This window comes from Vibrio sp. OPT24, from assembly GCF_015163545.1.
Classification (GTDB): Bacteria; Pseudomonadota; Gammaproteobacteria; order Enterobacterales; family Vibrionaceae; genus Vibrio; species Vibrio cyclitrophicus.
The window spans coordinates 675581-701048 of sequence record NZ_JADDYI010000048.1 but is presented as its reverse complement, the minus strand read 5'-3'; the positions used below and the strand labels follow the sequence as shown (position 1 = coordinate 701048).

Sequence of the window (25468 nt, the reverse complement as noted above, 5' to 3'; positions counted from 1 at the left end):
GGCGAACTATCATAAATGGGAAAACTGTCCGCAAACACGCAAACTGCTGACCAACTAAGCGATACTCAAATACTTATGAGTTTGGATTGATAAGCGCCAATTGCGCTCAATGCAGGTATCAATACAAAGTTGTGTTGCGCGTTCTTTTTGACTAATTGGTTGCAGAGCGACGACCGTTTCACTCGAAACATCCGCTCGCTCCAATAAACCGTCAAGCTGTTCAATGTCTTTGCCTGTACCCACTGGATGCTTAATTTCATTAGCACGTTGTAAGGCACTATCTAAAATATCCAGTTTCGCTTTCATCGCCACTTTTGGTGACACCGTAACCCAAGTGTCAAGTGTCACTTTAACTTCTGATGTTCCACTAGTCTCAATCTGACAGCGACAACCATGCTGCTCAAATGCTTCAGTAAGCGGGACAAGATCATAAATACACGGCTCACCACCAGTAATCACAATGTGCTTCGCAGTGTAACCTTGCTTGATGTATTCATTCACAATTCCTTGAGCATCAATTGCTGACCAAGTTGGTGAATCCTCTGTCTTCACCATGATATCGCCAAGGCTGGTTTCATCTTCAGGTAATGCTTCCCAAGTCTGTTTCGTGTCACACCAAGAACAACCTACTGGGCAAACTTGTAGACGAACAAAAACAGCCGGAACGCCAGTAAACACGCCCTCACCCTGGATGGTTTCAAACATTTCATTAATCTTGTACAACTTTTCCTCAGCTCAATCATTTGGTCAAATAAATCAACCGCAGACCTTAAAGCACTTACCCCCTTTGGTCAAACAAATGAGTACTGATAAATGAGTTGATCAAAGCCCTAGCCTGAAGTTTCAAGTTCCCTTATCCTTTCGTCCATTAGATTTGGTTAACTTTTAATTTTTTGGTAAGGAAAAACATGTACAAACTGATAGCTCTTGATATGGATGGAACACTGCTCAACAGAGAAAAAACGATTTCTCCAGAAAATAAAGAGGCGATAGCCAAAGCTCGTGCTGCAGGAGTAAAAGTGGTTCTCGCTTCTGGTCGACCTTTAGAAGGTATGCAAAGCAAATTAGACGAGCTTTCAATTAACGGCGAAGATGACTTTGTACTCTTTTACAACGGCTCTATGGTACAGAACGTTTCGACTAAAGAGATCATCCACAGCGAAATCAGTAACGGTAAAGCAGCGAAAGAAATCGCAACTCTTGCTAAGCAACTTGGTGGCTATGTTCATGCATTCAGCAAGGTTCATGGTTTAATCACCCCTGAAAACAATGAGTACACCGCTATTGAAGCGCGTATTAATGGTTTAGCAATTACCGAGTTCGACTTTTCTCAACTAGAAGACGACCACGAAATCATCAAAACCATGATTGTTGCAGAGCCAAACAAACTCACCGAAATCATCAGCAAGTTACCACAAGAGCTTAAAACTCAGTTTACTATCGTACAAAGTGCACCATTCTTCTTAGAGTTCCTAAACCCAAAATCAAACAAGGGTGTCGGTATTGAAGCGATAGCGAAACACTTAGGCATTAAATCGGAAGAAGTAATCTGCATGGGTGATGCTGAAAACGATCACCATATGCTTGAATATGCAGGCCTTGGCATTGCAATGGACAACGCAATGGAAGAAACCAAGAAACTGGCGGATCACATCACAGCGAGCAACGACGACCATGGTGTAGCTGTCGCGATTGAGAAGTTTATCTTCAACTCGTAAGCACTAGATAGAGCCCTCTACTTTATCTAACTCACCTAAAATACATTGATATAAAGAAGGCTGTGCATTGCACAGCCTTCTTTTTACATGAATCGTTCTACTTATTATTTTCTAGCCCAAGGCAGACGAAATGCCACCACACCAAACAAAATCAAGATTGGGAAACGTAACGTTTCAATAATAAATGAAGCAATACCACTGAAAGAGACAAAACTTCCTGCCCAGCTAATCAGCAGATTTCCCGCTAACAACATAGCCATCACTCCAAGAACGATCTTGAATGAGAACTGACCGACCAAAGGTTTCGAGTCTGTTAACGTAACTAGGCATGCAATCGTCATCAAAATCGCCACCCAGAATGAGAATGTTGGCAATGGCCATATCACCGTGAGAACAACCGACAGTAAGCACAATGCCCACCAAACACCTTTAGAACTTAATAAGGCACTGATATCTACATCCGGTTTCGCGTCTAATCTCACGATATGCCACGTCGCTAATGCACCTAATACTCCACCCATTAATACATCACTAAAAAACGCACTGCCTGAATAAGACTTAAATAGCATGATCCACAGCAGGCCAGCGAGCACTATCAGAATAGCTTTTTGCTCCAAGAGGCGATTTAGTTTCCAAAAGACTAACAAGGTTAAACTTACCCATAACGCAGCTAAGAGACTTGGGAAACTATACCCACTGCTCATCACTAACTTTAAAGTTGGAAGGTAGGCATGAGGACGAGGAAAGCCAAAACCTTGGTGGGCGATCAATGTCAGTAACGTTACAGATATCAAAGTGAAGCCAAACTTCAACGCGAAGTTACGGCCAAAATACCAAGCAATTAGCGGCAATATCACGATGAAAACCCATGGCTTCGCTAACGAGTCAGTTAAAAGCACAGTATTCGCAAACACGCTTGGCATCTTATCGAACTCGTTTTGGATCGACACAATCCAATTTAATTCAAATTGATGAACTTTGGGTGCTGCACCCACCAGCTCAGTCACATACGTCACCGGTTGGTCCGTCGCGGATAAAAACAGCTCGTTAATCTCAGACCACTGTTCTGGATAGCGGTACTGATGATCTTGCAATTCAGCAGGAGGAAGTAACATCGCTCGGCTGACTTCCACGCCGTAATGAGGCGCAAACCAAATCGGCAGCTCAAAGCCACCCAACTCATTTCGAGCTTTGTAGCTGATCACTTCAGAATCGGAGATACAATCAAACACGACGGCACTGTCGGTATAACCCAGCACATCACCGACCGTTACCGACAAACCCGCCTCTTCCCATGTTTCACGCTGCGCTGCTACGGCTGGCGATTCACCAGCAACGACAGTACCACCCGGAAGAGATAAATGACCTGTGATCAATTCGTCAACTAAAACGATTTGGTTATCAGCACGTACTACACACAAAGCGCCCGCAATATGGTCAGGCAAAATGTTATTAGCCCATGCGGAAGTAGCACTCAAAAGAGATAAAATAAAAACGAATAAATGTCGAATAATCAACGAATTTACCTAAAATAAAGGAAGAAGTTTAAGACTGCTAATGCATCACGTCTATTGTAATCAAAGCGGCACAAAATCGCTGTCTATGTTTTGCGCAGAGACTTCCTCATCCATTGAATGTGAGGAGTGAACCCCATTTTTTGATAGAAGTGCTTGGCAGGCGAATTAAAGTCCCAAACCTCTACAAAGACTTGTTCAACACCGTAATCATCAAAAGTAGCTTCAACTTTGCTAAACAACTTTTCAGCAATCGATTCTTTGCGATAATCAGGCAAGACAAACAGTTCATCTACACTCCCCATCGGCACTGGTTTACTTACCGTTGAGATAAGCTCACAAAAATGCCCAGAGATAAAGCCAACAATCAGCTCACCTTTTAATGCCACGTAGACTAAGCATTCAGGATCATCCAAGTAACGTGCAATGCTTTTTTCCTGCTCAATCTCTTCTGCCGTTTTAAAGTGCTCTGGGCTAGCGAGGTGATGGTGATGGTGGAGATCGAACATTAACTCGTTAAGATGTTCCAAATCCGTGTGCTTTGCGGCCCTTAAGGTGACATTCATGACTATTGTGCTTCTCAAACCAAATTAATATTTAAACTGAGTCTAGTTTACTTGCCGCGAGTATCTATACAAGTTATTGAATTAATTCATTGTTTGAAGTGCGTATTTTAGATACAAAAACGGCCACATTACGTGGCCATTCTGTTTAAATAATTTAGAATTAAACGAATATCTAGGCTTTAGCTTTATGCGCCGTTATCTTCTTTCTCTTCTTTGAGTTCAGCAAGCTGTTGTTCTAGTTCGATAAGTTTAATTTCAGCCTCAACTTCAGCAACTCGCTTTTCAGCATCGGTGCGATTATCTTGTGCTAAGCCATCAGCAGTCACTTGAGTTCTTTGAGCATTTCTTGCGTCATCCGTATCTTTCATCGAACCAGCTACGCCACCTGTCACACCTCCTAGTGCTGCACCTTTAACCGCTAAGCTTGCATCTCCTGTCAACGCTCCAGCCGTTGCTCCTATTAAGGCACCACCAATAGCACCACGATTACGCGCTGCATTTTCATTTTCGTTATCAGTGGCAGGAGATGCACAGCCAGAAAGAGTCACAATCAGTGTCGCTAAAAGAAAAGGTTTAGTGAATGTCATAGGTGTCTCGCTTTGGTTTCGTTTGGAATGAAGTCATCTTAAACAGAACACCTAACAACATAAATAAAGACCAGTTTAGATAATATATAACGGTTGGTTATGTATTAGTCGCTCAACACTTCAGGATTGGGAAACATTTGATTTATTAGTCACTCCGCAAAAACAAAAAGACGATCAGTAGGGCCGTCTCAATAACTCTTGTGACTGGGTGGTAAGCGTTAGCTCCTCGACCAAAATTTCTGAATATTTTCTGCGCTTGGAGGCGGTCTTACACCACAATCTCGATAGTGATTTTTATCACCAATCCCCAGTATTTTACCATTTCGTTCATCAATCATCGCAGCCACTTTAACACCGTCTCCAATATGCCGAGTCAACACGACAATTTCACTCGCTCTTTCAGATCTTACAGCGCCTAGGATTTGATATTCGTAGCGACCTTTCCTTGAATTAACGATCATCTTCGAGTTAATAGGGTCGGCTTCATACCCCACGCCCATATCAAAAACCGCTTGATAGAGATCGACGCCAGTCTTGGACACACATTTAAATATCTTGGGATGACTCAATGGCTCTAACAACACTCTACTCGCTTCATCCTTTGAAATACTGTCACTAGCAGCACCACTGACCAGTAAAGTAATCAATAAAAAGTAAACTCGCATAAAAAAGACCTCAATATGTGGGGTTCATAATGAGGTCATAGTAGACGAAATAGATAAGCGGATGAAGAAAGTAGAGTTTAGGTAAACCATCACGCTGGGTTATGCATAAATCAACAAGCCGAAGATCAAATTGCCCAAACAGCTAAGCCTATTTACCGAGCTTTTCAGCAATTTCAGTTAAGCTGGTAGGGTCGTCAATCGTCGAAGGTACCACGTACTGTTCACCTTCTGCGATCTGTCGAATAGTTCTACGCAAGATCTTACCTGAACGAGTTTTCGGTAATCTCTCTACCACTAAAGCTTGTTTGAAACAGGCAACAGCGCCGATTTCGTTACGAACCTTACCAACCAGTTCGGCTTGTAGCTCAATGCCATCTACTTTTATTCCGTCCTTTAGCACAACTAAGCCAAGCGGTAGCTGCCCTTTCAAGTCATCATGAATACCGACAACGGCACATTCTGCAATCGCGGGGTGACCACCAACGATCTCTTCCATTTCCCCAGTAGACAAGCGATGCCCTGCAACGTTGATCACATCATCAATGCGCCCCATGATAAACAAATATCCCTCATCATCGAGGTAGCCGCCATCACCGGAGACATAGTAACCCGGGAATTGGCTCAGATAGCCGGATTCAAATCGATCATGATTACGCCATACCGTGGGTAGACACCCGGGTGGCAACGGGCGTTTGAGCGCCACAAAACCTTGTTGATTGGGCAGAGCAAGCTCACCTAATTCATTAAGAATTTCTACTTGGTAACCGGGTACTGGCTTGGTTGAAGAACCCGCTTTTACAGGCAAAGATTCAAGCCCTGTCGGATTTGCAGAAATAGCCCAACCCGTTTCGGTTTGCCACCAGTGATCGATAACCGGTTTATTGGTATGAGACTCGACCCAATCCAATGTTGGCGGGTCCAAACGCTCTCCTGCCATAAAAATCGACTTGAGCGATGATAAGTCATATTTGGTAAGTAACTCGCCTTCGGGATCTTCTTTCTTGATTGCTCTAAATGCTGTAGGTGCAGAAAACAACACGTCCACTTTGTACTCTTCACACACACGCCAAAACGCTCCTGGATCGGGTGTTCTCACCGGCTTACCTTCAAACAGAATAGAGGTGCAACCGTGAATCAGTGGCGCATACACAATATAGGAATGCCCAACCACCCAACCCACGTCAGATGCCGCCCAAAAAACACCATCTTGCGGCATATCGTAGATAGTGCTCATCGAGTACTTCATCGCGACCGCGTGACCACCATTATCACGGACTACGCCTTTCGGCTTACCGGTGGTTCCCGATGTATAGAGGATATATAAAGGATCGGTTGCCAAAACGGGAACGCAGCTATGTGGCAGAGAATCCGCAACGGCCTGCTGCCAGAGTACATCTCTATCTTGGTTCAGTTCAGCCAGGCATTGCTCTCTTTGGAATAGCACGACTTTTTCTGGTTTCCAACGGCTGTCCATGATCGCTCTGTCGACCATTGGCTTATATGGCAGAACCTTGTTTATCTCGATCCCACAAGACGCTGTAATCAACACTTTTGGTTCAGCATCTTCGATACGAACTGCTAATTCATGAGGGGCAAAGCCACCAAACACCACTGAGTGCACCGCACCGAGTCGAGCACAGGCCAGCATGGCCATAGCCGCTTCCGGAATCATTGGCATATAAATCACCACACGATCGCCTTTGGTCACGCCCTGTGTTGCCAACATGCCTGCGACTTTTGCCACTTGGTCACGTAATTTGTTGTAAGTGTAGGACGACTGAGTACCCGTTACAGGCGAGTCGTAAATCAACGCCACTTTATCACCGCGACCATTTTCACAATGATAATCCAGCGCCAACCAACACGTATTCATCACCCCATCAGGAAACCAACGTTCAATACCGTTATCATCAGTTTGTAATATCGTTTTCGGTGACTCAAACCAATCTATCGCTTGTGATTGTGTTTCCCAAAACGAATTAGGGTCTTCCCTCGCCCATTGGTACTCGGTGATATAGTCTGTTTTTCTGTTCATTCGATTCGTAGCAGACATAGTGCCTCCTCCATGATTAATCCATTAGTCCAAGCGCCTTGCTTTTGGCTGTTCACTTGGGTGCACTCTTTTCTCAGCGTTGTGTTCGTGGATATTTAACCGTTCACGACAATTGCTTTACTTAGGAAAAGGCACACGGATGGCACCTTCCATGATCACTCGGGCACTACGACTCATTATCGCCCGTTCTATTTTCCAACCGCTTTCCGTCTGAATAGCTTTAGCACCCACTTTTAAGGTTCCTGATGGATGACCAAAGGTAACAAAATCTCGGGAACCCTCACCGACTGCCAAGTTCACTAACGTACCTGGCACACTCGCCGCTGAAGCAATGGCGACCGCAGCCGTACCCATCATGGCGTGATGCAGTTGTCCCATAGACAAAGCACGCACCAGAAGATCAGTATCTTCGGCAGCGACCGATTTACCACTGGAAGCTTGGTACGCTTGAGGCTTAGCAACAAACGCGACTTTAGGTGTGTGTTGGCGTGATTCAGCTTGTTCTAAAGAATCAATCAGCCCCATCGCTACTGCACCATGTGCTCGGATGGATTCAAACAGAGCCAAAGCTTTGGCATCACTATTGATATCAGATTGAAGCTCTGTACCTTGATAACCAACCGATTCAGCATCAACAAAAATGGTTGGTATCCCTGCATTGATGTATGTTGCTTTGATGCAGCCCAATTCGGGAACATCTAAAAAATCGACAACATTCCCTGTAGGGAACATAGAGCCATTCGCATCGGCTGGATCTAGAAAATCGACTTGGATCTCAGCCGCAGGAAAAGTCACACCATCAAGCTCAAAGTCACCTAACTCTTGGACTTCACCATTGGTGATAGGCACATGAACAATAATGGTTTTTTGGATGTTCACTTGCCATACTCGCACCTCAACAACACCGTTTTCAGGGATACGAGTCAAGTCAACCAAGCCACTATGAATAGCGAACGGACCGACCGCTGCAGACAAGTTCCCACAGTTACCACTCCAATCGACAAACGGCTTGTCTATCGCAACTTGGCCGAATAGGTAGTCAACATCGTGATCGGCTTTACTGCTTTTCGAAACAATCACGGCTTTACTGGTACTCGATGTTGCACCACCCATACCATCGGTTTGCTTACCATAAGGATCTGGGCTGCCAATGACTCTCAACAACAATGTATCTCTCGCTTCTCCGGCGACTTGCGCAGCTTTAGGTAAGTCACTTAGGTTGAAGAAAACGCCTTTGCTTGTACCACCCCGCATATAGGTTGCAGGTACTTTTATCTGTTTGATGTTCATAACCAGTTCCTACTGTGCAAGAAAGTCTTTGGCAAAACGCTGCAATACACCACCAGCGCTGTACACGTTCACTTCGTCTGCAGTGTCTAGTCGACAGGTCACGGGAACATCAAGCTTTTCACCGTTTTTACGAGTAATGACTAGAGCCAAATCAGAACCTGCTTGGATGTCACCATAAACGTCGTAAAGCTCGGTACCGTCCAATTCTAAAGTGTTTCGATTGGTCCCCGCTTTGAATTGCAAAGGCAGCACGCCCATGCCAACCAAGTTGGTTCTGTGAATTCGTTCAAACCCTTCAGCCACAATCACTTCAACACCCGCTAAGCGCACACCTTTGGCAGCCCAATCACGTGATGAACCTTGTCCATAATCCGCACCCGCCACGACAATCAAAGGCTGTTTACGGTTCATGTAGGTTTCTATCGCTTCCCACATTCGCGTAACTTGCCCATCGGGTTCAACTCTTGCCAATGAACCTTGCACGACTTCCCCAGCGTCCTTCACCATTTCATTAAACAGCTTAGGGTTGGCGAATGTTGCTCGTTGCGCGGTTAAGTGATCACCTCGATGAGTCGCATAAGAGTTAAAGTCTTCTTCTGGCACTTCCATTTTCGCCAAGTACTCACCTGCCGCACTCGAAGCGAGAATCGCATTTGAAGGTGATAGATGATCCGTGGTGATGTTGTCGCCAAGAATCGCTAACGGTCTCATACCTGAAAGGCTTCGTTCACCCGCAAGAGCTCCTTCCCAATAAGGTGGTCTGCGAATATAGGTACTTTTAGGTCTCCAATCATAAAGCGGTTCAGTAGTCACCTGCTCTTCGTCTGGCTGGAACATTTTCACGTAGATTTGTTGGAATTGCTGAGGCTTAACATGCTCACCGACAACCGCATCAATTTCGGCATCACTTGGCCACAAATCACTTAGATAGATTGGCTTACCATTGCTGTCATTACCTAAGCTGTCTTTCTCGATATCAAAGCGAATCGTGCCTGCCAAGGCATAAGCAACCACCAATGGCGGTGAGGCTAAAAACGCTTGTTTAGCATAAGGATGAATTCGACCATCGAAATTTCGATTCCCAGATAACACAGCGGTTGAATACAGGTCGCGGTCGGTGATTTCTTGTTGGATTTTAGGATCTAAGGCCCCGCTCATTCCGTTACAGGTAGTGCACGCATAGCCCACGATACCAAAACCAAGCTGTTCCAACTCAGGAAGCAAACCTGCAGATTCAAGATAGAGCTTGGCAACTTTAGAACCCGGAGCAAAAGAGGTTTTCACCCATGGCTTACGAACTAACCCAAGCTGATTCGCCTTCTTAGCCACCAATGCTGCGGCGACTACGTTTCTTGGATTACTGGTGTTTGTACAAGAAGTAATTGCAGCAATAATCACAGCACCATCGGGCATTTGTTCATCGCTATATTTCGCCGAATGTTGTTCTTTCCACGATGATTGGCTAATGTCTTGTTTGGCAAGTTCACTGGTTGGTAAACGACGATGGGGATTGGATGGCCCTGCAAGGTTGCGCTCAACTTTAGACAAATCAAACTCAAGCACACGCTCGTATTGAGCGGAATCTAAATCATCGGCCCATAAGCCAGTTTGCTTAGCGTATAGCTCAACTAACTCAACCTGTTCAGGCTCGCGTCCTGTCAGCTTTAGGTATTGTATGGTCTGTTCATCGATATAGAACATACCTGCTGTCGCGCCGTATTCTGGCGTCATATTCGATATAGTTGCGCGGTCACCAATGGTCAGTGCACGAGCCCCTTCACCGAAGAACTCTAAATAACTGGAAACCACTCTCTGATTACGAAGAAACTCTGTAATCGCAAGCACAATATCCGTTGCGGTTATCCCTTCTTGTCGTTGACCCGTCAGTTTAACGCCCACGATATCAGGCAAGCGCATCATCGATGGACGACCGAGCATCACAGTCTCGGCTTCCAAACCACCTACACCTATTGCAATAACACCCAGAGCATCAACATGAGGAGTATGACTGTCGGTGCCGACACAGGTATCAGGAAACGCGATTCCTTCTTTAGATTGAATCACTGGAGACATTTTCTCCAAGTTAATCTGGTGCATAATTCCATTACCCGCAGGAATCACACTCACGTTTTTAAACGCGGTTTTACACCATTCAATAAAATGAAAACGGTCTTCGTTTCTGCGCTCTTCAATCGCGCGGTTTTTATCAAATGCTTCGTTATCAAACCCGGCATGTTCCACAGCCAAAGAGTGATCAACAATCAGTTGAGTTTCGACCACTGGGTTCACCTTGGCAGGGTCTCCGCCTTGGTCGGCAATCGCGTCTCTTAATCCAGCCAAATCTACTAGGGCTGTTTGACCAAGAATGTCATGACACACCACACGCGCAGGATACCAAGGGAAATCAAGGTCACTCTTGCGTTCAATGATCTGTTTTAAGCTGTCTTCAAGGATTTCAGGATCACAGCGTCTTACTAATTGCTCTGCCAATACTCTCGACGTATAAGGCAAGGTTTTATAACTGCCCGGAGATATCGCTTCTACCGCTTCGCAAGCATCGAAATACTCTAAATGAGTTCCGGGTAAAAGTTTCCGGTACTGATTTTTATCAAGGTACTGAGCTTGTTCAAGTTTTACATCAGACATACATCCACCATTATCTGTTAAATTCTATTCGTTGGTTCTTGAGGCCTTGTCGTATGAAGACGGAAGTCACCTCAAGACATAAGTCGGCTCGTTATAGAGGGCTAACGTAGATGAATAGGTAACCATTTTTGATGCTCTGGCCCGGTGTAGTCTGCACTTGGACGAATGATGCGATTGTTTTCTCTTTGTTCGAACACATGCGCCGTCCAACCTGTAAGGCGGCTCATCACAAAGATCGGAGTAAACAATTTGGTTGGGATGTCCATGAAGTGATATGCCGATGCATGGAAGAAGTCAGCATTACAGAACAAGCCTTTCTCGCGCTTCATAACCGCTTCAACACGCTCTGAAACGGCGTAAAGCTGTTTATCACCGACATCTTGAGCTAGCTCTTTTGACCAACGCTTGATTAGAGCATTTCGTGGGTCGCTTTCACGATAAATGGCATGACCGAAGCCCATGATTTTGTCTTTGTTAGCAAGCATCTGCATGATGTTAGTTTCTGCTTCATCGGCGGTTTTCCAATCTTGGATCATTTCCATTGCCGCTTCATTCGCACCGCCATGTAAAGAACCTCTTAGTGTGCCAATTGCTGCTGTAACGCACGAATGAATATCTGACAGTGTTGATGCACAGACACGGGCAGCAAAAGTAGATGCGTTAAACTCATGCTCTGCGTAAAGCGTTAGAGAACAGTGCATTACCTGCTTATGCAGTTCACTCGGCGCTTTATCTGTTAGCATTTTCAAGAAGTAGCCACCCAGACAGACTTCGCTTTGATCTTCAGTATCAATGCGCACGCCATCGTGGCTAAAGCGATACCAATAACAAATAATCGCAGGGAAAAGCGCAAGCATTCGTTCGGTCGCGAACAGTTGCTCAGAGAAGTCAGACTCTTGCTCTAGATTACCTAACATTGAACAACCCGTTCTCATCACATCCATTGGGTGAGCGTCTGCAGGAATAAGCTCTAGTGCTGCTTTCAAAGGTTGAGGTAAGCCGCGTAGACCAACCAACAATGTTTTGTAATCGTCTAGCTCTTTGGCATTGGGTAAGTGACCTCTTAGTAGCAGGTGCGCCACTTCTTCGAACTGAGCGTGATTAGCAAGATCGGTAATATCATAACCACGGTAGGTTAAGCCGGTTCCTGATTTTCCTACCGTACATAGCGCCGTAGTTCCCGCACTCTGACCACGTAGACCAGCACCACCGATTGCAGGTGCGCTTGCTGGTTTGCTTTCGGGTTTTTCGCTTTGTTGTTGGTTTTCTGTTGAAGCCTTTTCGACAGCTGCTTTATCACTCAAAGATACAGACATGATGAACTCCTTTTCTGTATTAGCCGCCTGCACTCTTTGGTGCTGCCTGTTTATATGTCCGATGATCTTTATCATCGGTACTGGATATGGCGACTAACCATTTCACGTTATTGGATTAAGTTGATTTTGGATTAATTGAAACGGGATTTACCCTTCACTTGAAAACAACTGATCAAGCTTGTTTTCGTAGTCGTGGTAATTCAGGTGTTCGTAAAGCTCTTTACGGGTTTGCATTGAATCCAACAGAGCTTCTTGATTGCCTTCAACTAACAAGTGCTTGTAAACATTCTCCGCCGCTTTGTTCATCGCACGGAACGCACTCAATGGATAAAGCACCATGTCGACACTTGATTGGGCCAACTCGTTACAGTTGTAGAGTGGCGTTTGGCCAAACTCAGTGATGTTCGCAAGAATAGGCACGTGCTTACCCGTTGCTGATTTCAACGCCGCCGAGAACTTCACGTATTGGTCTAGCTGATTCATCGCCTCAGGGAAAATCATGTCAGCGCCCGCTTCAACACACGCAATCGCTCGTTCAATCGCACTATCAATACCTTCAACCGCCAATGCATCCGTACGCGCCATAATCACAAAGCTCTCATCGGTTCTAGCATCGGTTGCCGCTTTGACTCTATCGACCATCTCTTGCTGGCTAACAATCGCTTTATTTGGTCGATGACCACAGCGTTTCTGGGCCACTTGATCTTCCATATGAATTGCAGCTGCGCCTGCCTTCTCCATAGCGCGAATGGTACGTGCAATATTAAATGCGCCACCAAAACCCGTATCGATATCCACCAGCAAAGGCAAATCACACGCATTGGTAATACGTTCAACATCCACCAACACATCGTTCAATGTGGTGATACCTAAATCAGGCAAACCATAAGACGCATTGGCGATGCCTCCACCAGATAGGTAAATAGCTTGATGCCCCAAGTTCTTTGCCATCATCGCGCAATACGGATTCACCGTACCGACGATCTGCAATGGGTCGTTGTCTTGCACAGCTTGTCGGAACTTTGCTCCTGCTGATAACTTCATAATGACGCTCCCTGTTAATTGTTTATTTCTAGCTAACCTTTAAGACTTGCGGCTTTTGGTTATCGCCAGCACTGATCCGCTGACAGATTCCAATGGTCGCTTAATCAAGATCTTTGGATTGAATTTGTTGTTCTATCAGTAATCGACTGCCCGAGATGTGTCGTCGCATTAGCATTTCTGCTAGCTCTTCATCGCGATTACGAATCGCTTGTAGGATGTATTTGTGTTCATCGAGCGCCTCTTTTGGTCGAGACTGAGCCCTAGGCGATTGATAGCGGTACATTCGTAATAGGTGATAAAGCTCGTCACACAACAGCGAAATGAGTTTGCTGTTACGACTCGCTTTGATAATGCGGTAATGGAAATCGAAGTCGCCATGTTGATGGAAGTATGATGAACCTTCGACTTCATCGATATGTTTAGAATGTGTCGACAATAAGCCTTCAAGCCCAATCAACTCATCTTGTGTGATGTGCCTCGCAGCTAATCGCGCAGCCATACCTTCCAATGCTTCTCTCACCGCGTACAGCTCTAGCAGTTTCTCTGCAGAAAAGGTAATAACTCGAGCTCCGACATGAGGAATACGTTCGATCAGGCCAAGCCCTTCGACCCGCATTATCGCTTCACGCAAAGGACCTCGACTTACCTCGAAGCGTTTAGCCAGTTCAGGCTCCGAGATCTTACTGCCCGGTGCTAATTCACCGTTAACAATCGCCTCAACGAGATACTCTGTCAGATTTTCCGACTTGGTGTTTTCTTTGTCGCTCACACGTGTTTTCTTGTTGGCACTTAAGGTGAGATCTTTTATCGCAGTATTCATATTCACGCTGCTCACTTCTGATTGCCGACCCTAACTGTCAACAATTTCATAACATGAACATAAAATACACGATCAAATTGTCGACAATCAAGTAGATTGTCGACAATTTAGACTAAGGTAGTATTTTTTATAAACAACAAAACTTGCTAAAAAGGAACGATAAATAACTTAAATATTTGTTTTTTATGAATATAATAAGAAAATAGCCCTTAAACCCCCTGCCTATTCCAAAATGATTTAAAAACGATGTGTCGACAACTTACAGCCGAACTAGTCAAACGCAGCTCATTTTCCGCATAGGCACCTGCTCGCCAGCATACAGAGACAAAGAAGACGGCTGATGTGCCCTTCTTTTTATGTCTCACAGCGAATAGTGACATTAATCCCTCCCCGTAAACTTTATGAACTTTATTCACCCAATGTTCTTTATTCTCAATATCGCCGCATTAAAGACAATTCATTAACACATCGTTAACTTTAACCTTACCTGCTAAGCAATGTCCTACTCGTGTTTAGCAGCTATATATAAAACATAAGTTTCTCTCCATTGAAGAGATCCCCTACATAAGGAACGTGAACCATGTTCAAGGCACTGAAACCTACTCTTGCGGCTTCTATTATCGCAGCTACCTTTTCTTTCAACACTTTTGCTGCTGACGTAGAGAAAATCCACTTCCTAATCCCTGGCGGCGCTGGTGGAGGTTGGGATATGACAGCTCGTGGTACGGGTGATGTATTGGTCAAATCAGACATCGTAGAAAATGTCTCTTTCCAAAACTTGTCTGGTGGTGGTGGCGGTAAAGCTATTGCTCATCTAATCGAAACCGCTAAGCGTCAGGAAGATACACTGATGGTTAACTCGACTCCTATCGTTGTACGCTCGTTGACCGGGATTTTCCCTCAATCTTTCCGAGATCTAACGCCAGTTGCTGCAACCATTGCCGACTACGGTGCAATCGTGGCGTCTACGGATTCTAAATACAACTCCTGGAAAGACGTGGTTAAAGAATTTGAAGCTAATCCCCGTAAAGTAAAAATTGCAGGCGGCTCAGCTCGTGGCAGTATGGACCATCTAGTAGTCGCTGCAGCGTTTAAAGGCGAAGGTTTCGACGCTAAGAAAGTACGTTACATCGCCTATGATGCAGGTGGTAAAGCGATGGCTGCTCTACTATCTGGCGAAACACAGCTGCTTTCGACAGGCCTTGGTGAAGTGCTAGAGATGTCTAAATCGGGTCAAGTTAAAGTGCTTGCAGTCACGGCACCAAAACGACTTGATGCTGCACCAAACATCCCGACGCTCACGGAATATGGCAACGAAACCGTATTTGCTAACTGGCGTGGTTTCTTTGCAGCTCCAGGCACGAGCCAAGCAAAGATTGATGAATGGAATGTAGCGCTTGGCAAGATGTACAAGACCGACGAATGGCAGGTGGTTCGTGACCGTAATGGTTGGATTGACAACTACAAAGCTGACAAAGACTTCTACGCCTTCCTAGAAGATCAAGAAAAGCAAATGGGCGACCTCATGCGTGAGCTTGGTTTCTTGAAATAACCAAGACTAGAGAGGGTATCTTACCCATACCCTCTTCACTATTCTCTTGTTTCGCCGTACATGAGTTAACTTCAAACTCCTTTGTTTATCCGTATCGAATTACTAAAACTTGTCGAATCGTTGTAGACGCAAGTGGCTTGAACATTAAGCACTGTAATCCGCTTACCTTAGGTTAGTGATCCCAGACATTATTCATTAACTCGCTCATGTACGGTTTTTTACTTTTCTATACCACCCTAAACGGAGTTGGATATGTCGGACCTACCAACCAAATTTTTAAGTAAAGAATACTTGCTATGTCGCGATCGCGTCGGGGCAATAATTTTTTTACTCGTGTGCCTTTGCTACGGCTATCAAACCACACTCATTCCCCTTTTCCCTGGCGACGAGTACGAACCCTTTACGGCTCGCACATTACCAACATTACTAACCATTGCAGGTATTGGTTTATCGTTAGTATTGCTTGTCACCGGACAAGTAGACAAAGACAGCGGAGCTATTTCTGACTTTGATTGGAAACTACTGATTGGCTTTTTAGTATTGATGGCACTGTACGGTGTTGGTCTTACTTACCTTGGCTTTGTTCTGGCAACGAGCTTCTTCTTGCTTGCTGGCTTTTACTTATTGGGTGAACGCCGTAAAGCTGTTTTATTTGGCGCGTCGTTTCCTTTCGTTATCGCGTTCTTTCTTCTATTAACTCAAGGCTTAGATATCTACCTAGAGCCTGGTTTAATCTTCACTCTTTGGTAGGGATAACATTATGTTAGATGGAATTTTACAAGGGCTTTCGACCGCTGTGATGCCAATGAACATCATGATGGTCATCGTGGGTTGCTTCGTCGGTACCTTTATCGGGATGCTTCCGGGATTAGGACCAATTTCAGCCATTGCGTTGATGATCCCTATTACATACGGCTTAGACCCTTCTTCTGGCCTCATCTTAATGGCTGGTGTGTATTACGGCGCGGTTTTTGGTGGATCTACGTCATCAATCTTAATCAATGCTCCAGGTTGTTCTTCAACGGTCGTCACCGCGTTCGATGGCTACCCAATGGCGCAGAAAGGACAAGCGGGTAAAGCACTCGCACTCGCGGCTTACTCTTCTTTCACTGGTGGCACGCTCTCAGCCATTATGCTGTTGATTGCAGCGCCAGCACTCGCAAGCGTGTCATTGAGCTTTCAGTCTTCTGACTACTTCGCACTAATGCTACTAGGTTTATCAGCCGTAGCCGCATTTGCAGGCCCTGGTCAAGTGGTGAAGGCGTGGATGATGACTATCCTAGGCTTAATGCTTTCCACCGTTGGAATCGATAAAGGCGTTGGTGTTGAGCGATTTACTTTTGGCTTAACCGATCTAATGGATGGCTTTAGCTTTTTACTATTGGCAATGGCAACGTTTGCTCTAGGTGAGACTTTAATGGGTATTTTAAAACCAGAAAAAGACACTAGCGGCGAAGAAAGCCAGAAAATGGCCGATATTGGCAGTATGAAAGTGACCAAAGAAGAGTTTAAAGAAGTCGCCCCCGTTTCGATTCGCTCTTCGATCCTAGGTTTCTTTACTGGTGTTTTACCCGGTGCTGGCGCAACCATTGCCGCTTTCTTGAGTTACGGTATGGAGCGAAGCTTGGCACCGAAAGACAAACAGAAAGAATTTGGTAAAGGCAGTATCCGTGGTCTTGTTGCTCCTGAATCAGCAAACAACGCAGCTTCAAGTGGTTCATTCGTTCCGCTACTGACGCTTGGTATTCCCGGCTCTGGTACTACCGCAATCATGCTTGGTGCCCTAATCGCTTACGGTATTCAACCGGGACCTCGATTATTCGTTGAGCACCCAGATGTATTTTGGTCTGTAATTATCTCAATGTACTTTGGCAACATTGTACTGGTTATTTTGAATCTACCGCTTATCCCTTACATATCTAAACTGCTTGCTGTACCAAGAACGGTGCTATTACCAATGATACTGTTCTTCTCTATCACAGGTGTCTATTTGGTGTCGTTCAACACGATGGATGTGTTTGTGATGTTAATCGTCGCGATAGCTGCTATAGCACTGAGGTTAGCAAACTTCCCTCTCGCACCATTACTGCTTGGGTTTATTTTAGGAGGCTTGATGGAAGAGAACTTAAGACGTGCGTTGATGATCAGCGATGGCGAGTTAAGCTTCTTGTGGGAACGTCCAATTACAATGACTTTCACTATTTTAGCGGTGCTCGTGTTAAGCAGCCCTATACTCCTCAAGTTATTTCAAAAATTTAAAGCTAAACCCGTAGAAGCATAATCTCACGTTACTAAAAAGCCCTAACAGACATTTGTCCTGTTAGGGCTTTTCTGATGCACGACCTTCTAACTAACAACTCGTGAGTTATCTATATCATTTGTATGTCGCTTCAATTCATCAAGCTCACATGCTTCTAAACGCTTAGATGCTCCTTAAAGAATGTTAAGCTACGACTCCAAGCCAGTTCGGCCTCTTGCTCGGCATAACGCCCTGTCGAATCGTTATGAAAGCCATGGTTCACACCTTCGTAAACGTAAGCGGTGTAATCAACTTCATTCAGTTTTAGACGTTTCTCATAATCCGGCCATGTACTGTTTACTCTCTTGTCTAACTCAGCAAACTGAAGCATCAGCGGGCCTTTCACTCTTTCGCGAATTTCATCAGCCGCAGGTGTACCATAGAAAGGCACTCCAGCATTGAGCTTTTCAGGTATCGTAGCAGCAAGCATGTTTACCACATAACCACCATAACAGAAGCCAACCGCACCAAGTTTCCCATTGCTGAGTTCATGATCTTTCAAGAACAGCGCAGCTGCTATGAAGTCCTCTTCAAGCTTAGACTTGTCCATTCCTTTCTGCATGCTTCTCCCTTCATCATCGTTTCCTGGGTAACCACCGATAGGGAATAAAGCGTCAGGTGCAAACGCAATGAAACCTTGCGCAGCTAAGCGCCTCGCAACATCTTTGATGTACGGGTTTAGACCTCTGTTCTCATGCACCACAAGAACAACGGGAGCCGTACCTTGAAGATCTTTAGGTACAACCAAATAACCTTGGCACTCTCCATGCCCCTTGGGAGACGAAAACTGAGCGTAGCTCGCCGTTATAGAAGGATCGTTAAATGAAACTTGCTCGGCGAGTGCGTAATTAGGAATCAAAGCACTGGTTAATGTGGACATAGTAAAACCAAGTACAGCAAGGCCACCAAGCCTACGCATAAATTCTCTTCTGTCGATTACCCCATGAGCATATTCGTCATACCAATCAAAAGCTTCCTGAGGGATAGGTCTTTGATCTTGTCCTAAATTCGCGTTTTTAACTCGTTTTTCCATTGTCATTCCCTTGTTCAAAAATAAAAAGTCACAGATTTATGATTATAGACTGTGACAATTAGTTCAATTTACATTCTCATCAAACGAAACGTCTTCTATGAAAGATCATATATTTAATAAACAAAATAAATACTTAGTGATAGTCTAGTCACAATTCCGTTACAAAATAACCAGAAGGAACGAAATTATAATGCAACTCGATTGGTCTTTGCTTTTGGATTGGCTCATCTTATTTACAGCAGGTGTTAGCGGTGGTGTACTTAACTCCATCGCTGGTGGCGGCAGTTTCATCACATTTCCAGCTCTGTTATTCGCTGGTGTCCCTCCGATAGCCGCTAATGCGACCAACACCTTTGCCTCATGTGCGGGCTACATCAGTGGTGCATATGCACTTAGACACGAGATTAAATCAGGTACTAAGCAGCTCAAGATCGTCATCACTTTGTGTGTAGTTGGTGGGGGTATCGGTGCGTTTTTATTGCTACACACACCAGAAGCATTGTTTACTCAATCCGTTCCTTGGTTACTGCTTTTTGCAGCACTTCTTTTTACTTTCGGTGGAACACTTAATCAATGGCTTAAGAAACTCACAGCTAAACACAAACACGCCAACAGCGCTGGAGCATTATTTTCTGCTTTGATGTTACTTATCGTGTGTGTTTATGGTGGTTATTTTAATGCAGGATTAGGCATTGTGACATTGAGTTACTTGGCACTGGCTGGATATACCAATATCAATGTGATGAATGGCATCAAACTGTTGGTGTCGGCATGCGCGTCACTCGCGGCAATCGTGTTCTTTATCGTGAATGGTTCGATTGATTGGCCATCAGGCATAGCTGTCTTATTTGGGACATTGGTCGGTGGTTACTATTCAGCTAAAATCTCTCGTCGTATCCCACAACAGTATGTCCGTACTACTGTGATCATCGCTAGCTTTTTGATCACCGCTTACTTCTTCTATGCTAACTAGGTTTTATATCAACTAGCTTTTATTCAAATTACTTCGTACAGTAATCACGCCTTTCGTTAGCAAAACACAACGTAAATCGTTAAGCATGAAGAAGTGACAAATCCCCTCAATTGGTTATTTTACGCCCTATAAAATAGCCAAGCTAAAATGTGTGAGGCGAGTTTGTCAATTAGTAAATTTGATAACAATTTAGACTGTTTTTTAGCCTTTATTCCAATAGACATGGGATAATTCTCCTGTCGAAAGTGAGACTTCATTAGGAGGCGTTATGAACATTAAACTCGGTCATGTCATGTCATCAAGTCGACTCATTTGCTTTGTCGCTTTTCTTGCTGCCACATTCGCGTGGATCCTAAAGATGCCCGCTCTGTTTTCTGTGTCAGCGCTATTCTTACTGATCAGCGCCATTGTCTATGTCGTTGACCTTTGGAAGAATCAAAGAAAGCACCGCGAAGCTTAAGGCTCAAGAACAATAAGCTTTAGACGGATTTAATAGTTATACGTATTAAAAAGGAGCGCTTAGGCTCCTTTTGTGTTTTTCGCTTGTCTAATTAGGCGCATTAATTATCTACGCCTTATCTAACGGCGGCTAACAATGCCATTTTTTAAAGACGGCTCTTGCTAACGGCGAAAGTTACGACCGTTACCGCCTCGGCGTTCTTTAAATGCAGATGCAGCTTTAGCTTGAGAAGCGTGGATAGACTCAACCGTCAACTCCATTGGTTCACGAGGTTCTAACCCGTGACGGAACGTGCGTGAGCGTGGTGGCATCTGATACTCAATATCTGAAGCTTTAGGCATACGCTTAAAACGGTAAAGGTAGAAGTTTTCAACCTTCTCACGAGCCCATTCTGTCTTCTTCAGGTATTTAACCGCACTTGCTACCGTTGGTTTAGTATTAAAGCAGTTCATGCGCATTGCTGCATCCAAAATTTCCCAACCATAGTGATCGACTAACTCAGTAATCATGGTTTCAAGCTTTAAGCCATGTAGAGGGTTGTTTTGTTGCAGTTCGATTCTTTCTTCTTCAGTCATAACATTACCTTTTTCAAGGCAGCTCACGGCCTTGAATATACTCTAGAACACCGTCATCACTGACCGCTTCTAGCTCAATCATTTGGGCATTATTTCCATTGCCCTTGTTTATGTCTTTATGATGGCATAAAGCATGTGCGTTATCCTATTTATCTTTTCATTTAATTTCAAAATGGTTATTTAACGTCCAGATCATCATTAACAGCACTTTAGTTAAGCAATAGCGCATACGCTATTAACTGGCAGACGTATTCGATGCGTTAATGAGTAAAAGAGCCTATAAACACGCTTGGTCACTGAATGAGGTGATGGCCTATATAGAAGCAAACACTGGTTGAATGTTTGACCCAGAGTGGGTTGAAGCGCCTAAACAAAACCTAGACAGCTTTATGTCCATTCGAGATCAATACAACGACGATGTACAACCACATATCATGACCGCCTAAGCGATAATTAGTTGTGTGTTTGAAGTGACCATCTAAAAATACGCAAACCAACAAAAAAGGATGCCACTGAGGCATCCTTTTGTTTTCTAGTTTGCAGCTGAAAGAACAAATTTGTTCTCTACTGATTCTAACTAACGATTATACGTCGTAAGTTGTAGAAGCAGTGTCGCCGCCTGTACCAGTCCAGTTTGTGTGGAAGAATTCACCACGTGGACGGTCAGTACGCTCGTAAGTGTGAGCACCGAAGTAGTCACGTTGAGCTTGTAGAAGGTTCGCTGGAAGACGAGCTGTTGTGTAGCCGTCTAGGAACGTTAGTGCAGAAGTCATACATGGCATTGGGATGCCTGATTCCATAGACTTAGCTGCAACTTTACGCCAAGCGCCCATGCAGTTGTCTAGGATGCCTTTGAAGTATGCATCTGAACCTAGGAATGCGATCTCTGGGTTCGCTTCATAAGCATCACGAATGTTGCCTAGGAATGCAGAACGGATGATACAACCGCCACGCCACATAAGTGCAACGTTACCGTAGTTTAAATCCCAGCCGTTTTCGTTCGACGCTTCACGCATTAGCATGAAACCTTGAGCGTAAGAGATGATCTTAGAAGCCAGTAGAGCCTGACGGATTGCATCAACCCACTCTTGCTTATCGCCTTCAACTGGAGCAACTGTCTTGCCGAACAGTTTCTCAGCTTCAACACGTTGATCTTTAAGTGCAGATAGGCAACGAGAGAATACAGACTCAGTGATTAGAGTCAGTGGGATACCCATGTCTAGTGCATTGATGCCTGTCCATTTGCCCGTACCTTTTTGGCCAGCAGTGTCTAGGATCTTCTCAACTAGTGCTTCACCGTCTTCATCTTTGTAGCCAAGGATGTCAGCAGTGATTTCTACTAGGTAGCTATCTAGCTCAGTTTTGTTCCAGTCAGCAAATACAGCCTGCATTTCGTCGTGGTTCATACCTAGGCCATCTTTCATGAACTGGTATGCTTCAGTGATAAGCTGCATGTCACCGTATTCGATGCCATTGTGAACCATCTTAACGAAGTGACCAGCACCGTCGTTACCAACCCAATCACAGCAAGGCTCACCTGCGTCAGTTTTCGCAGAGATACCTTGGAAGATAGGCTTAACCGCTTCCCAAGCTTCAGGAGAACCGCCTGGCATGATAGAAGGACCGAAACGAGCGCCTTCTTCACCACCAGAAACACCCGTACCGATGAAGTGGATGCCTTTCTCGCGAAGAGCAGCAACACGACGGTTAGTGTCTGGGAAGTTAGTGTTACCACCATCAATGATGATGTCGCCTTTGTCTAGAAGTGGGACAAGCTTGTCGATGAACGTGTCTACAACGTCACCAGCACGAACCATAAGCATCACTTTACGTGGCGCTTCTAGCTTCTCAACTAGCTCTTCTAGAGAGTATGCACCAACAATGTTAGTACCTTTAGCTGGGCCTTCTAGGAACTCGTCTACTTTCGCAGCAGTACGGTTGTGAGCCACAACTTTGAAGCCGTGGTCGTTCATGTTTAGGATAAGGTTCTGACCCATTACTGCTAGGCCAATTACACCGATATCACCTTTCATTATTTATATCTCCTTGCGGCTATTCGCACTTATGCGATAGCACTTGCTGCATTTGAATCTAGGAACCACTCTGTTTCGCCAGTTTTAGACTGGATTTTCGCTGCCGGGTAAGGCAGTTCTGAAGCAGGAGTTGTATGAATTTCTTTAACGATCTCGACTTTACCTGCGCCAAGCACTAGGTAGCTGATTCGTTTTGCTGCTTCTAAAACTTTCGCTGTTTTAGAAATACGGATCTGACCCGACTCTGGGTGAGAAGCTAATACAGATAGGTTCTCATCTTGGTAGTCAGTTACACCCGGGAATAATGAAGCTGTGTGGCCGTCTGCGCCAACACCTAGCAGAATCCAATCGAATACGGGCGTGCCGTTTTCAGTTGGAATCACGTCTGCCATCTCTTTTGCGAAACGCTCAGCTTCTGCTTTAGGCTCATCTTCACCACGGATGCGGTGGATGTTCTCTGCCGGAAGGTTCACGTTTGAGAAAAGCAGCGCATTCGCTTCGCCGAAGTTGCTTTCAGCGTCATCTGGTGCCACGCAACGTTCGTCGCCCCACCAAAAATGAAGGTTATTCCATTGAATGCCTTCTGCGTACGGTGCTTCAGCTAAAAGCTTGAAAAGCATTTTTGGCGTGCTGCCACCCGACAGTGAAATGTGAACAGGTTTACCAAGCTCGCTGTAAGCTTTCATTTCGTTTGCTAGGTTTTCAACGACTAGTTCAGGCGTTGCAAAGATCTTGTGATTGATCATAGTTCGCAGTAATCCGTGTCTGTTAAGTTCTTGCATGGGAAGCGCCATGCGCGGCCATCACGTTGCAGAAGCTCATCGGCTTCTTGTGGGCCCCAAGTACCACAAGCATAGCCAAACAGTGCTTGAGGGTCTTGCTTGAAGTCTAAGATTGGTTGAACGTACTTCCAACATGCTTCTACTGCATCAGTACGTGCGAACAGAGTCGCATCACCGTTCAGTGCATCAAGAAGAAGACGCTCATAAGCTGTTAGCATCTGAGTTTCAGGCAAGTCAGAGTAAGAGAAGTTCATTTTCACTTCTTTAGCTTTGAAGCCTGCACCTGGCTCTTTCAAACCAAAGCTCATTTGAATACCTTCATCCGGTTGAATACGGATAATCAGCTTATTCTCTGGTGCATCTTGACCAAATACTGGGTGTGGTGTGTTCTTAAAGTGAATCACGATTTCAGTCACACGTGTCGGCAAGCGTTTACCAGTACGTACGTAGAAAGGAACACCATTCCAACGCCAGTTGTTGATGTGTGCTTTAAGACCAATGTACGTCTCAGTACGAGAGTCATCCGCAACACCCGGCTCTTCACGGTAACCAAGCAACTGCTGGCCGCGAACGTCTGACGCTGTGTATTGACCTAGCACTAAATCTTTACGCAGGTCGTCTTCTTCTAGCGGTTTGAGACACTGAAGAACTTTAACCACTTCGTCACGAATAGAATCAGCATTAATTTGAGCTGGTGGCTCCATACCAACCATTGCTAGCACTTGTAGCAGGTGGTTTTGGAACATGTCACGAACTGCGCCAGAACCGTCGTAGTATCCGCCACGCTCTTCAACGCCAAGGAACTCAGCACCTGTGATTTCAACGTATTCAATAAAGTTACGGTTCCACAGTGGTTCAAACATCGCGTTTGAGAAACGAAGCACTAGAAGGTTTTGTACCGTCTCTTTACCAAGGTAATGGTCGATACGGTAGATCTGGTGTTCTTGGAAGTGATGATGGATCTCTTCATCCAATGCTTGAGCTGATGCTAAGTCGTAACCAAATGGTTTCTCGATGATCAGGCGACGCCAGCCGTTCTTTTCATCGTTCAGGCCATGCGCAGCAAGGTTTGCTGGAATCACACCGTACAGGCTTGGTGGGGTTGCCAAGTAGAACAATGTGTTATGGTTTTCGAATTGGTAGTCTTGCTCAAGCTTGTCTAGACGTTGTGCTAAACGAGCGTAGTCGTCTACATCTGAAGTGTTGATCGCTTGGTAATGCAGATGTTCAATAAATGCATTCAGCGTCTCTGGCTCAGTTTTTTCCATTTCCTGAAGAGACTTCTTCAGCTTCTCACGGTAAGACTCATCGCTGTACTCAGTACGGCTCACTCCAAGAATCGCAAAGGATTCTGGTAGTTGATTGCTAGCATACAGGTGGTACAAAGCAGGAATTAACTTACGGTAAGTCAGATCTCCCGACGCACCAAAAATAACGATGCTGCTGTTTTCAGGTATTACCATCATCTTTCCTATAAAAGCAAGGTTTTTAGTATTCGCCAAAGGTATCAGCGACATACGAAAATTGATAATAGGTCTTAAC

Annotated in this window: 23 protein-coding genes; 7 read left to right on the top strand and 16 right to left on the bottom strand. The window is 44.9% G+C overall.

The window, feature by feature from the left end:
* Positions 1–54 precede the first annotated feature (54 nt).
* Positions 55–723, bottom strand: coding sequence for a 7-carboxy-7-deazaguanine synthase QueE (gene queE / locus IQO02_RS12705; protein WP_315897537.1), 669 nt, complete (start codon positions 721–723; stop codon positions 55–57).
* A 185-nt stretch (positions 724–908) separates the two neighbouring features.
* Here queE and IQO02_RS12700 point away from each other — a divergent pair, with 185 nt between their 5' ends.
* Positions 909–1718 (top strand): Cof-type HAD-IIB family hydrolase, encoded by an 810-nt coding sequence (locus IQO02_RS12700; RefSeq protein WP_016794582.1) that lies wholly within the window; start codon positions 909–911, stop codon positions 1716–1718.
* Between the two features lie 104 nt (positions 1719–1822).
* On the opposite strand, the gene IQO02_RS12695 is transcribed toward IQO02_RS12700, so the two are convergent.
* From IQO02_RS12695 to IQO02_RS12650, 10 genes are all read right to left on the bottom strand, one after another.
* The gene (locus IQO02_RS12695; RefSeq protein WP_102282549.1) at positions 1823–3235 is read right to left on the bottom strand and encodes a bifunctional NUDIX hydrolase/phosphatase PAP2 family protein; all 1413 of its coding nucleotides are present in this window, start codon (positions 3233–3235) and stop codon (positions 1823–1825) included.
* Between the two features lie 83 nt (positions 3236–3318).
* Positions 3319–3798, bottom strand: a complete 480-nt coding sequence (locus IQO02_RS12690; protein WP_029189209.1) for a GNAT family N-acetyltransferase — start codon at positions 3796–3798, stop codon at positions 3319–3321.
* Positions 3799–3983: 185 nt separating this feature from the next.
* Positions 3984–4385, bottom strand: coding sequence for a glycine zipper domain-containing protein (locus IQO02_RS12685; protein WP_102282550.1), 402 nt, complete (start codon positions 4383–4385; stop codon positions 3984–3986).
* 218 nt (positions 4386–4603) lie between these two features.
* Positions 4604–5050: a hypothetical protein gene (locus tag IQO02_RS12680; protein ID WP_102282551.1), complete on the bottom strand. Its 447-nt coding sequence runs from the start codon at positions 5048–5050 to the stop codon at positions 4604–4606.
* Positions 5051–5198: 148 nt separating this feature from the next.
* Entirely contained in the window at positions 5199–7103 is a 1905-nt protein-coding gene (locus IQO02_RS12675; RefSeq protein ID WP_102282552.1) for a propionyl-CoA synthetase, read from the bottom strand.
* Between the two features lie 117 nt (positions 7104–7220).
* Positions 7221–8393, bottom strand: a complete 1173-nt coding sequence (prpF, locus tag IQO02_RS12670; RefSeq protein ID WP_102282553.1) for a 2-methylaconitate cis-trans isomerase PrpF — start codon at positions 8391–8393, stop codon at positions 7221–7223.
* A 9-nt stretch (positions 8394–8402) separates the two neighbouring features.
* Complete coding sequence (gene acnD, locus IQO02_RS12665; protein WP_102282554.1) at positions 8403–11039, bottom strand: Fe/S-dependent 2-methylisocitrate dehydratase AcnD; 2637 nt, start codon at positions 11037–11039, stop codon at positions 8403–8405.
* A gap of 101 nt (positions 11040–11140) precedes the next feature.
* A complete protein-coding gene (gene prpC, locus IQO02_RS12660) occupies positions 11141–12355 on the bottom strand; it encodes a 2-methylcitrate synthase (RefSeq protein ID WP_102282555.1) in 1215 nt (404 codons plus the stop codon).
* 147 nt (positions 12356–12502) lie between these two features.
* Positions 12503–13399 (bottom strand): methylisocitrate lyase, encoded by an 897-nt coding sequence (gene prpB / locus IQO02_RS12655; protein ID WP_009846616.1) that lies wholly within the window; start codon positions 13397–13399, stop codon positions 12503–12505.
* Between the two features lie 100 nt (positions 13400–13499).
* Positions 13500–14219 carry a GntR family transcriptional regulator gene (locus IQO02_RS12650; protein WP_102282556.1) on the bottom strand — a complete coding sequence of 240 codons (720 nt, stop codon included), beginning with the start codon at positions 14217–14219 and terminating at the stop codon, positions 13500–13502.
* A 580-nt stretch (positions 14220–14799) separates the two neighbouring features.
* Between IQO02_RS12650 and IQO02_RS12645 the strand changes: the two genes are divergently transcribed.
* The 3 genes from IQO02_RS12645 to IQO02_RS12635 all read left to right on the top strand — a co-directional run bounded on the left by IQO02_RS12645 (position 14800) and on the right by IQO02_RS12635 (position 18052).
* Complete coding sequence (locus IQO02_RS12645; RefSeq protein WP_102282557.1) at positions 14800–15771, top strand: tripartite tricarboxylate transporter substrate binding protein; 972 nt, start codon at positions 14800–14802, stop codon at positions 15769–15771.
* Between the two features lie 252 nt (positions 15772–16023).
* Positions 16024–16521, top strand: a complete 498-nt coding sequence (locus tag IQO02_RS12640; RefSeq protein ID WP_016768680.1) for a tripartite tricarboxylate transporter TctB family protein — start codon at positions 16024–16026, stop codon at positions 16519–16521.
* Between the two features lie 10 nt (positions 16522–16531).
* Entirely contained in the window at positions 16532–18052 is a 1521-nt protein-coding gene (locus IQO02_RS12635) for a tripartite tricarboxylate transporter permease (protein ID WP_010438519.1), read from the top strand.
* A gap of 133 nt (positions 18053–18185) precedes the next feature.
* Here IQO02_RS12635 and IQO02_RS12630 read toward each other — a convergent pair whose 3' ends face one another.
* Complete coding sequence (locus IQO02_RS12630; RefSeq protein WP_010438518.1) at positions 18186–19103, bottom strand: dienelactone hydrolase family protein; 918 nt, start codon at positions 19101–19103, stop codon at positions 18186–18188.
* A 190-nt stretch (positions 19104–19293) separates the two neighbouring features.
* Here IQO02_RS12630 and IQO02_RS12625 point away from each other — a divergent pair, with 190 nt between their 5' ends.
* Positions 19294–20076, top strand: a complete 783-nt coding sequence (locus IQO02_RS12625; RefSeq protein ID WP_016783923.1) for a sulfite exporter TauE/SafE family protein — start codon at positions 19294–19296, stop codon at positions 20074–20076.
* A gap of 268 nt (positions 20077–20344) precedes the next feature.
* Positions 20345–20536 carry a hypothetical protein gene (locus tag IQO02_RS12620; RefSeq protein ID WP_010438515.1) on the top strand — a complete coding sequence of 64 codons (192 nt, stop codon included), beginning with the start codon at positions 20345–20347 and terminating at the stop codon, positions 20534–20536.
* A 161-nt stretch (positions 20537–20697) separates the two neighbouring features.
* Here IQO02_RS12620 and IQO02_RS12615 read toward each other — a convergent pair whose 3' ends face one another.
* The gene (locus IQO02_RS12615) at positions 20698–21111 is read right to left on the bottom strand and encodes a VF530 family DNA-binding protein (RefSeq protein ID WP_010438513.1); all 414 of its coding nucleotides are present in this window, start codon (positions 21109–21111) and stop codon (positions 20698–20700) included.
* 338 nt (positions 21112–21449) lie between these two features.
* On the opposite strand from IQO02_RS12615, the gene IQO02_RS12610 reads away from it, so the two are divergent.
* Entirely contained in the window at positions 21450–21557 is a 108-nt protein-coding gene (locus tag IQO02_RS12610; protein WP_016791272.1) for a hypothetical protein, read from the top strand.
* A 138-nt stretch (positions 21558–21695) separates the two neighbouring features.
* Here the strand turns inward: IQO02_RS12610 and gnd are convergent, their stop codons facing one another.
* Genes gnd through zwf form a run of 3 tightly spaced genes read right to left on the bottom strand, consistent with a single transcriptional unit; the run spans position 21696 to position 25389 of the window.
* Positions 21696–23144, bottom strand: coding sequence for a decarboxylating NADP(+)-dependent phosphogluconate dehydrogenase (gnd, locus tag IQO02_RS12605; protein WP_004733587.1), 1449 nt, complete (start codon positions 23142–23144; stop codon positions 21696–21698).
* Positions 23145–23173: 29 nt separating this feature from the next.
* Positions 23174–23890, bottom strand: coding sequence for a 6-phosphogluconolactonase (pgl, locus tag IQO02_RS12600; RefSeq protein WP_102282558.1), 717 nt, complete (start codon positions 23888–23890; stop codon positions 23174–23176).
* On the bottom strand, positions 23887–25389 hold the full coding sequence (gene zwf, locus IQO02_RS12595) for a glucose-6-phosphate dehydrogenase (RefSeq protein WP_010438503.1): 1503 nt from the start codon (positions 25387–25389) through the stop codon (positions 23887–23889). Before zwf ends, pgl begins: the two co-directional genes overlap by 4 nt.
* Positions 25390–25468: the final 79 nt, after the last annotated feature.

Excerpts from the sequence above, each read along its gene's own strand:
- IQO02_RS12700 (WP_016794582.1), top strand. The coding sequence starts at position 909 with ATGTACAAACTGATAGCTCTTGATATGGATGGAACACTGCTCAACAGA.
- IQO02_RS12680 (WP_102282551.1), bottom strand. The coding sequence starts at position 5,050 with ATGCGAGTTTACTTTTTATTGATTACTTTACTGGTCAGTGGTGCTGCT.
- IQO02_RS12650 (WP_102282556.1), bottom strand. The coding sequence starts at position 14,219 with ATGAATACTGCGATAAAAGATCTCACCTTAAGTGCCAACAAGAAAACA.
- acnD (WP_102282554.1), bottom strand. The coding sequence starts at position 11,039 with ATGTCTGATGTAAAACTTGAACAAGCTCAGTACCTTGATAAAAATCAG.
- zwf (WP_010438503.1), bottom strand. The coding sequence starts at position 25,389 with ATGGTAATACCTGAAAACAGCAGCATCGTTATTTTTGGTGCGTCGGGA.
- IQO02_RS12615 (WP_010438513.1), bottom strand. The coding sequence starts at position 21,111 with ATGACTGAAGAAGAAAGAATCGAACTGCAACAAAACAACCCTCTACAT.
- IQO02_RS12645 (WP_102282557.1), top strand. The coding sequence starts at position 14,800 with ATGTTCAAGGCACTGAAACCTACTCTTGCGGCTTCTATTATCGCAGCT.
- pgl (WP_102282558.1), bottom strand. The coding sequence starts at position 23,890 with ATGATCAATCACAAGATCTTTGCAACGCCTGAACTAGTCGTTGAAAAC.
- prpB (WP_009846616.1), bottom strand. The coding sequence starts at position 13,399 with ATGAAGTTATCAGCAGGAGCAAAGTTCCGACAAGCTGTGCAAGACAAC.
- IQO02_RS12690 (WP_029189209.1), bottom strand. The coding sequence starts at position 3,798 with ATGAATGTCACCTTAAGGGCCGCAAAGCACACGGATTTGGAACATCTT.
- prpC (WP_102282555.1), bottom strand. The coding sequence starts at position 12,355 with ATGTCTGTATCTTTGAGTGATAAAGCAGCTGTCGAAAAGGCTTCAACA.
- IQO02_RS12620 (WP_010438515.1), top strand. The coding sequence starts at position 20,345 with ATGAACATTAAACTCGGTCATGTCATGTCATCAAGTCGACTCATTTGC.
- IQO02_RS12610 (WP_016791272.1), top strand. The coding sequence starts at position 21,450 with ATGTTTGACCCAGAGTGGGTTGAAGCGCCTAAACAAAACCTAGACAGC.
- gnd (WP_004733587.1), bottom strand. The coding sequence starts at position 23,144 with ATGAAAGGTGATATCGGTGTAATTGGCCTAGCAGTAATGGGTCAGAAC.
- IQO02_RS12685 (WP_102282550.1), bottom strand. The coding sequence starts at position 4,385 with ATGACATTCACTAAACCTTTTCTTTTAGCGACACTGATTGTGACTCTT.
- prpF (WP_102282553.1), bottom strand. The coding sequence starts at position 8,393 with ATGAACATCAAACAGATAAAAGTACCTGCAACCTATATGCGGGGTGGT.
- IQO02_RS12635 (WP_010438519.1), top strand. The coding sequence starts at position 16,532 with ATGTTAGATGGAATTTTACAAGGGCTTTCGACCGCTGTGATGCCAATG.
- IQO02_RS12640 (WP_016768680.1), top strand. The coding sequence starts at position 16,024 with ATGTCGGACCTACCAACCAAATTTTTAAGTAAAGAATACTTGCTATGT.
- IQO02_RS12625 (WP_016783923.1), top strand. The coding sequence starts at position 19,294 with ATGCAACTCGATTGGTCTTTGCTTTTGGATTGGCTCATCTTATTTACA.
- IQO02_RS12675 (WP_102282552.1), bottom strand. The coding sequence starts at position 7,103 with ATGTCTGCTACGAATCGAATGAACAGAAAAACAGACTATATCACCGAG.
- IQO02_RS12630 (WP_010438518.1), bottom strand. The coding sequence starts at position 19,103 with ATGGAAAAACGAGTTAAAAACGCGAATTTAGGACAAGATCAAAGACCT.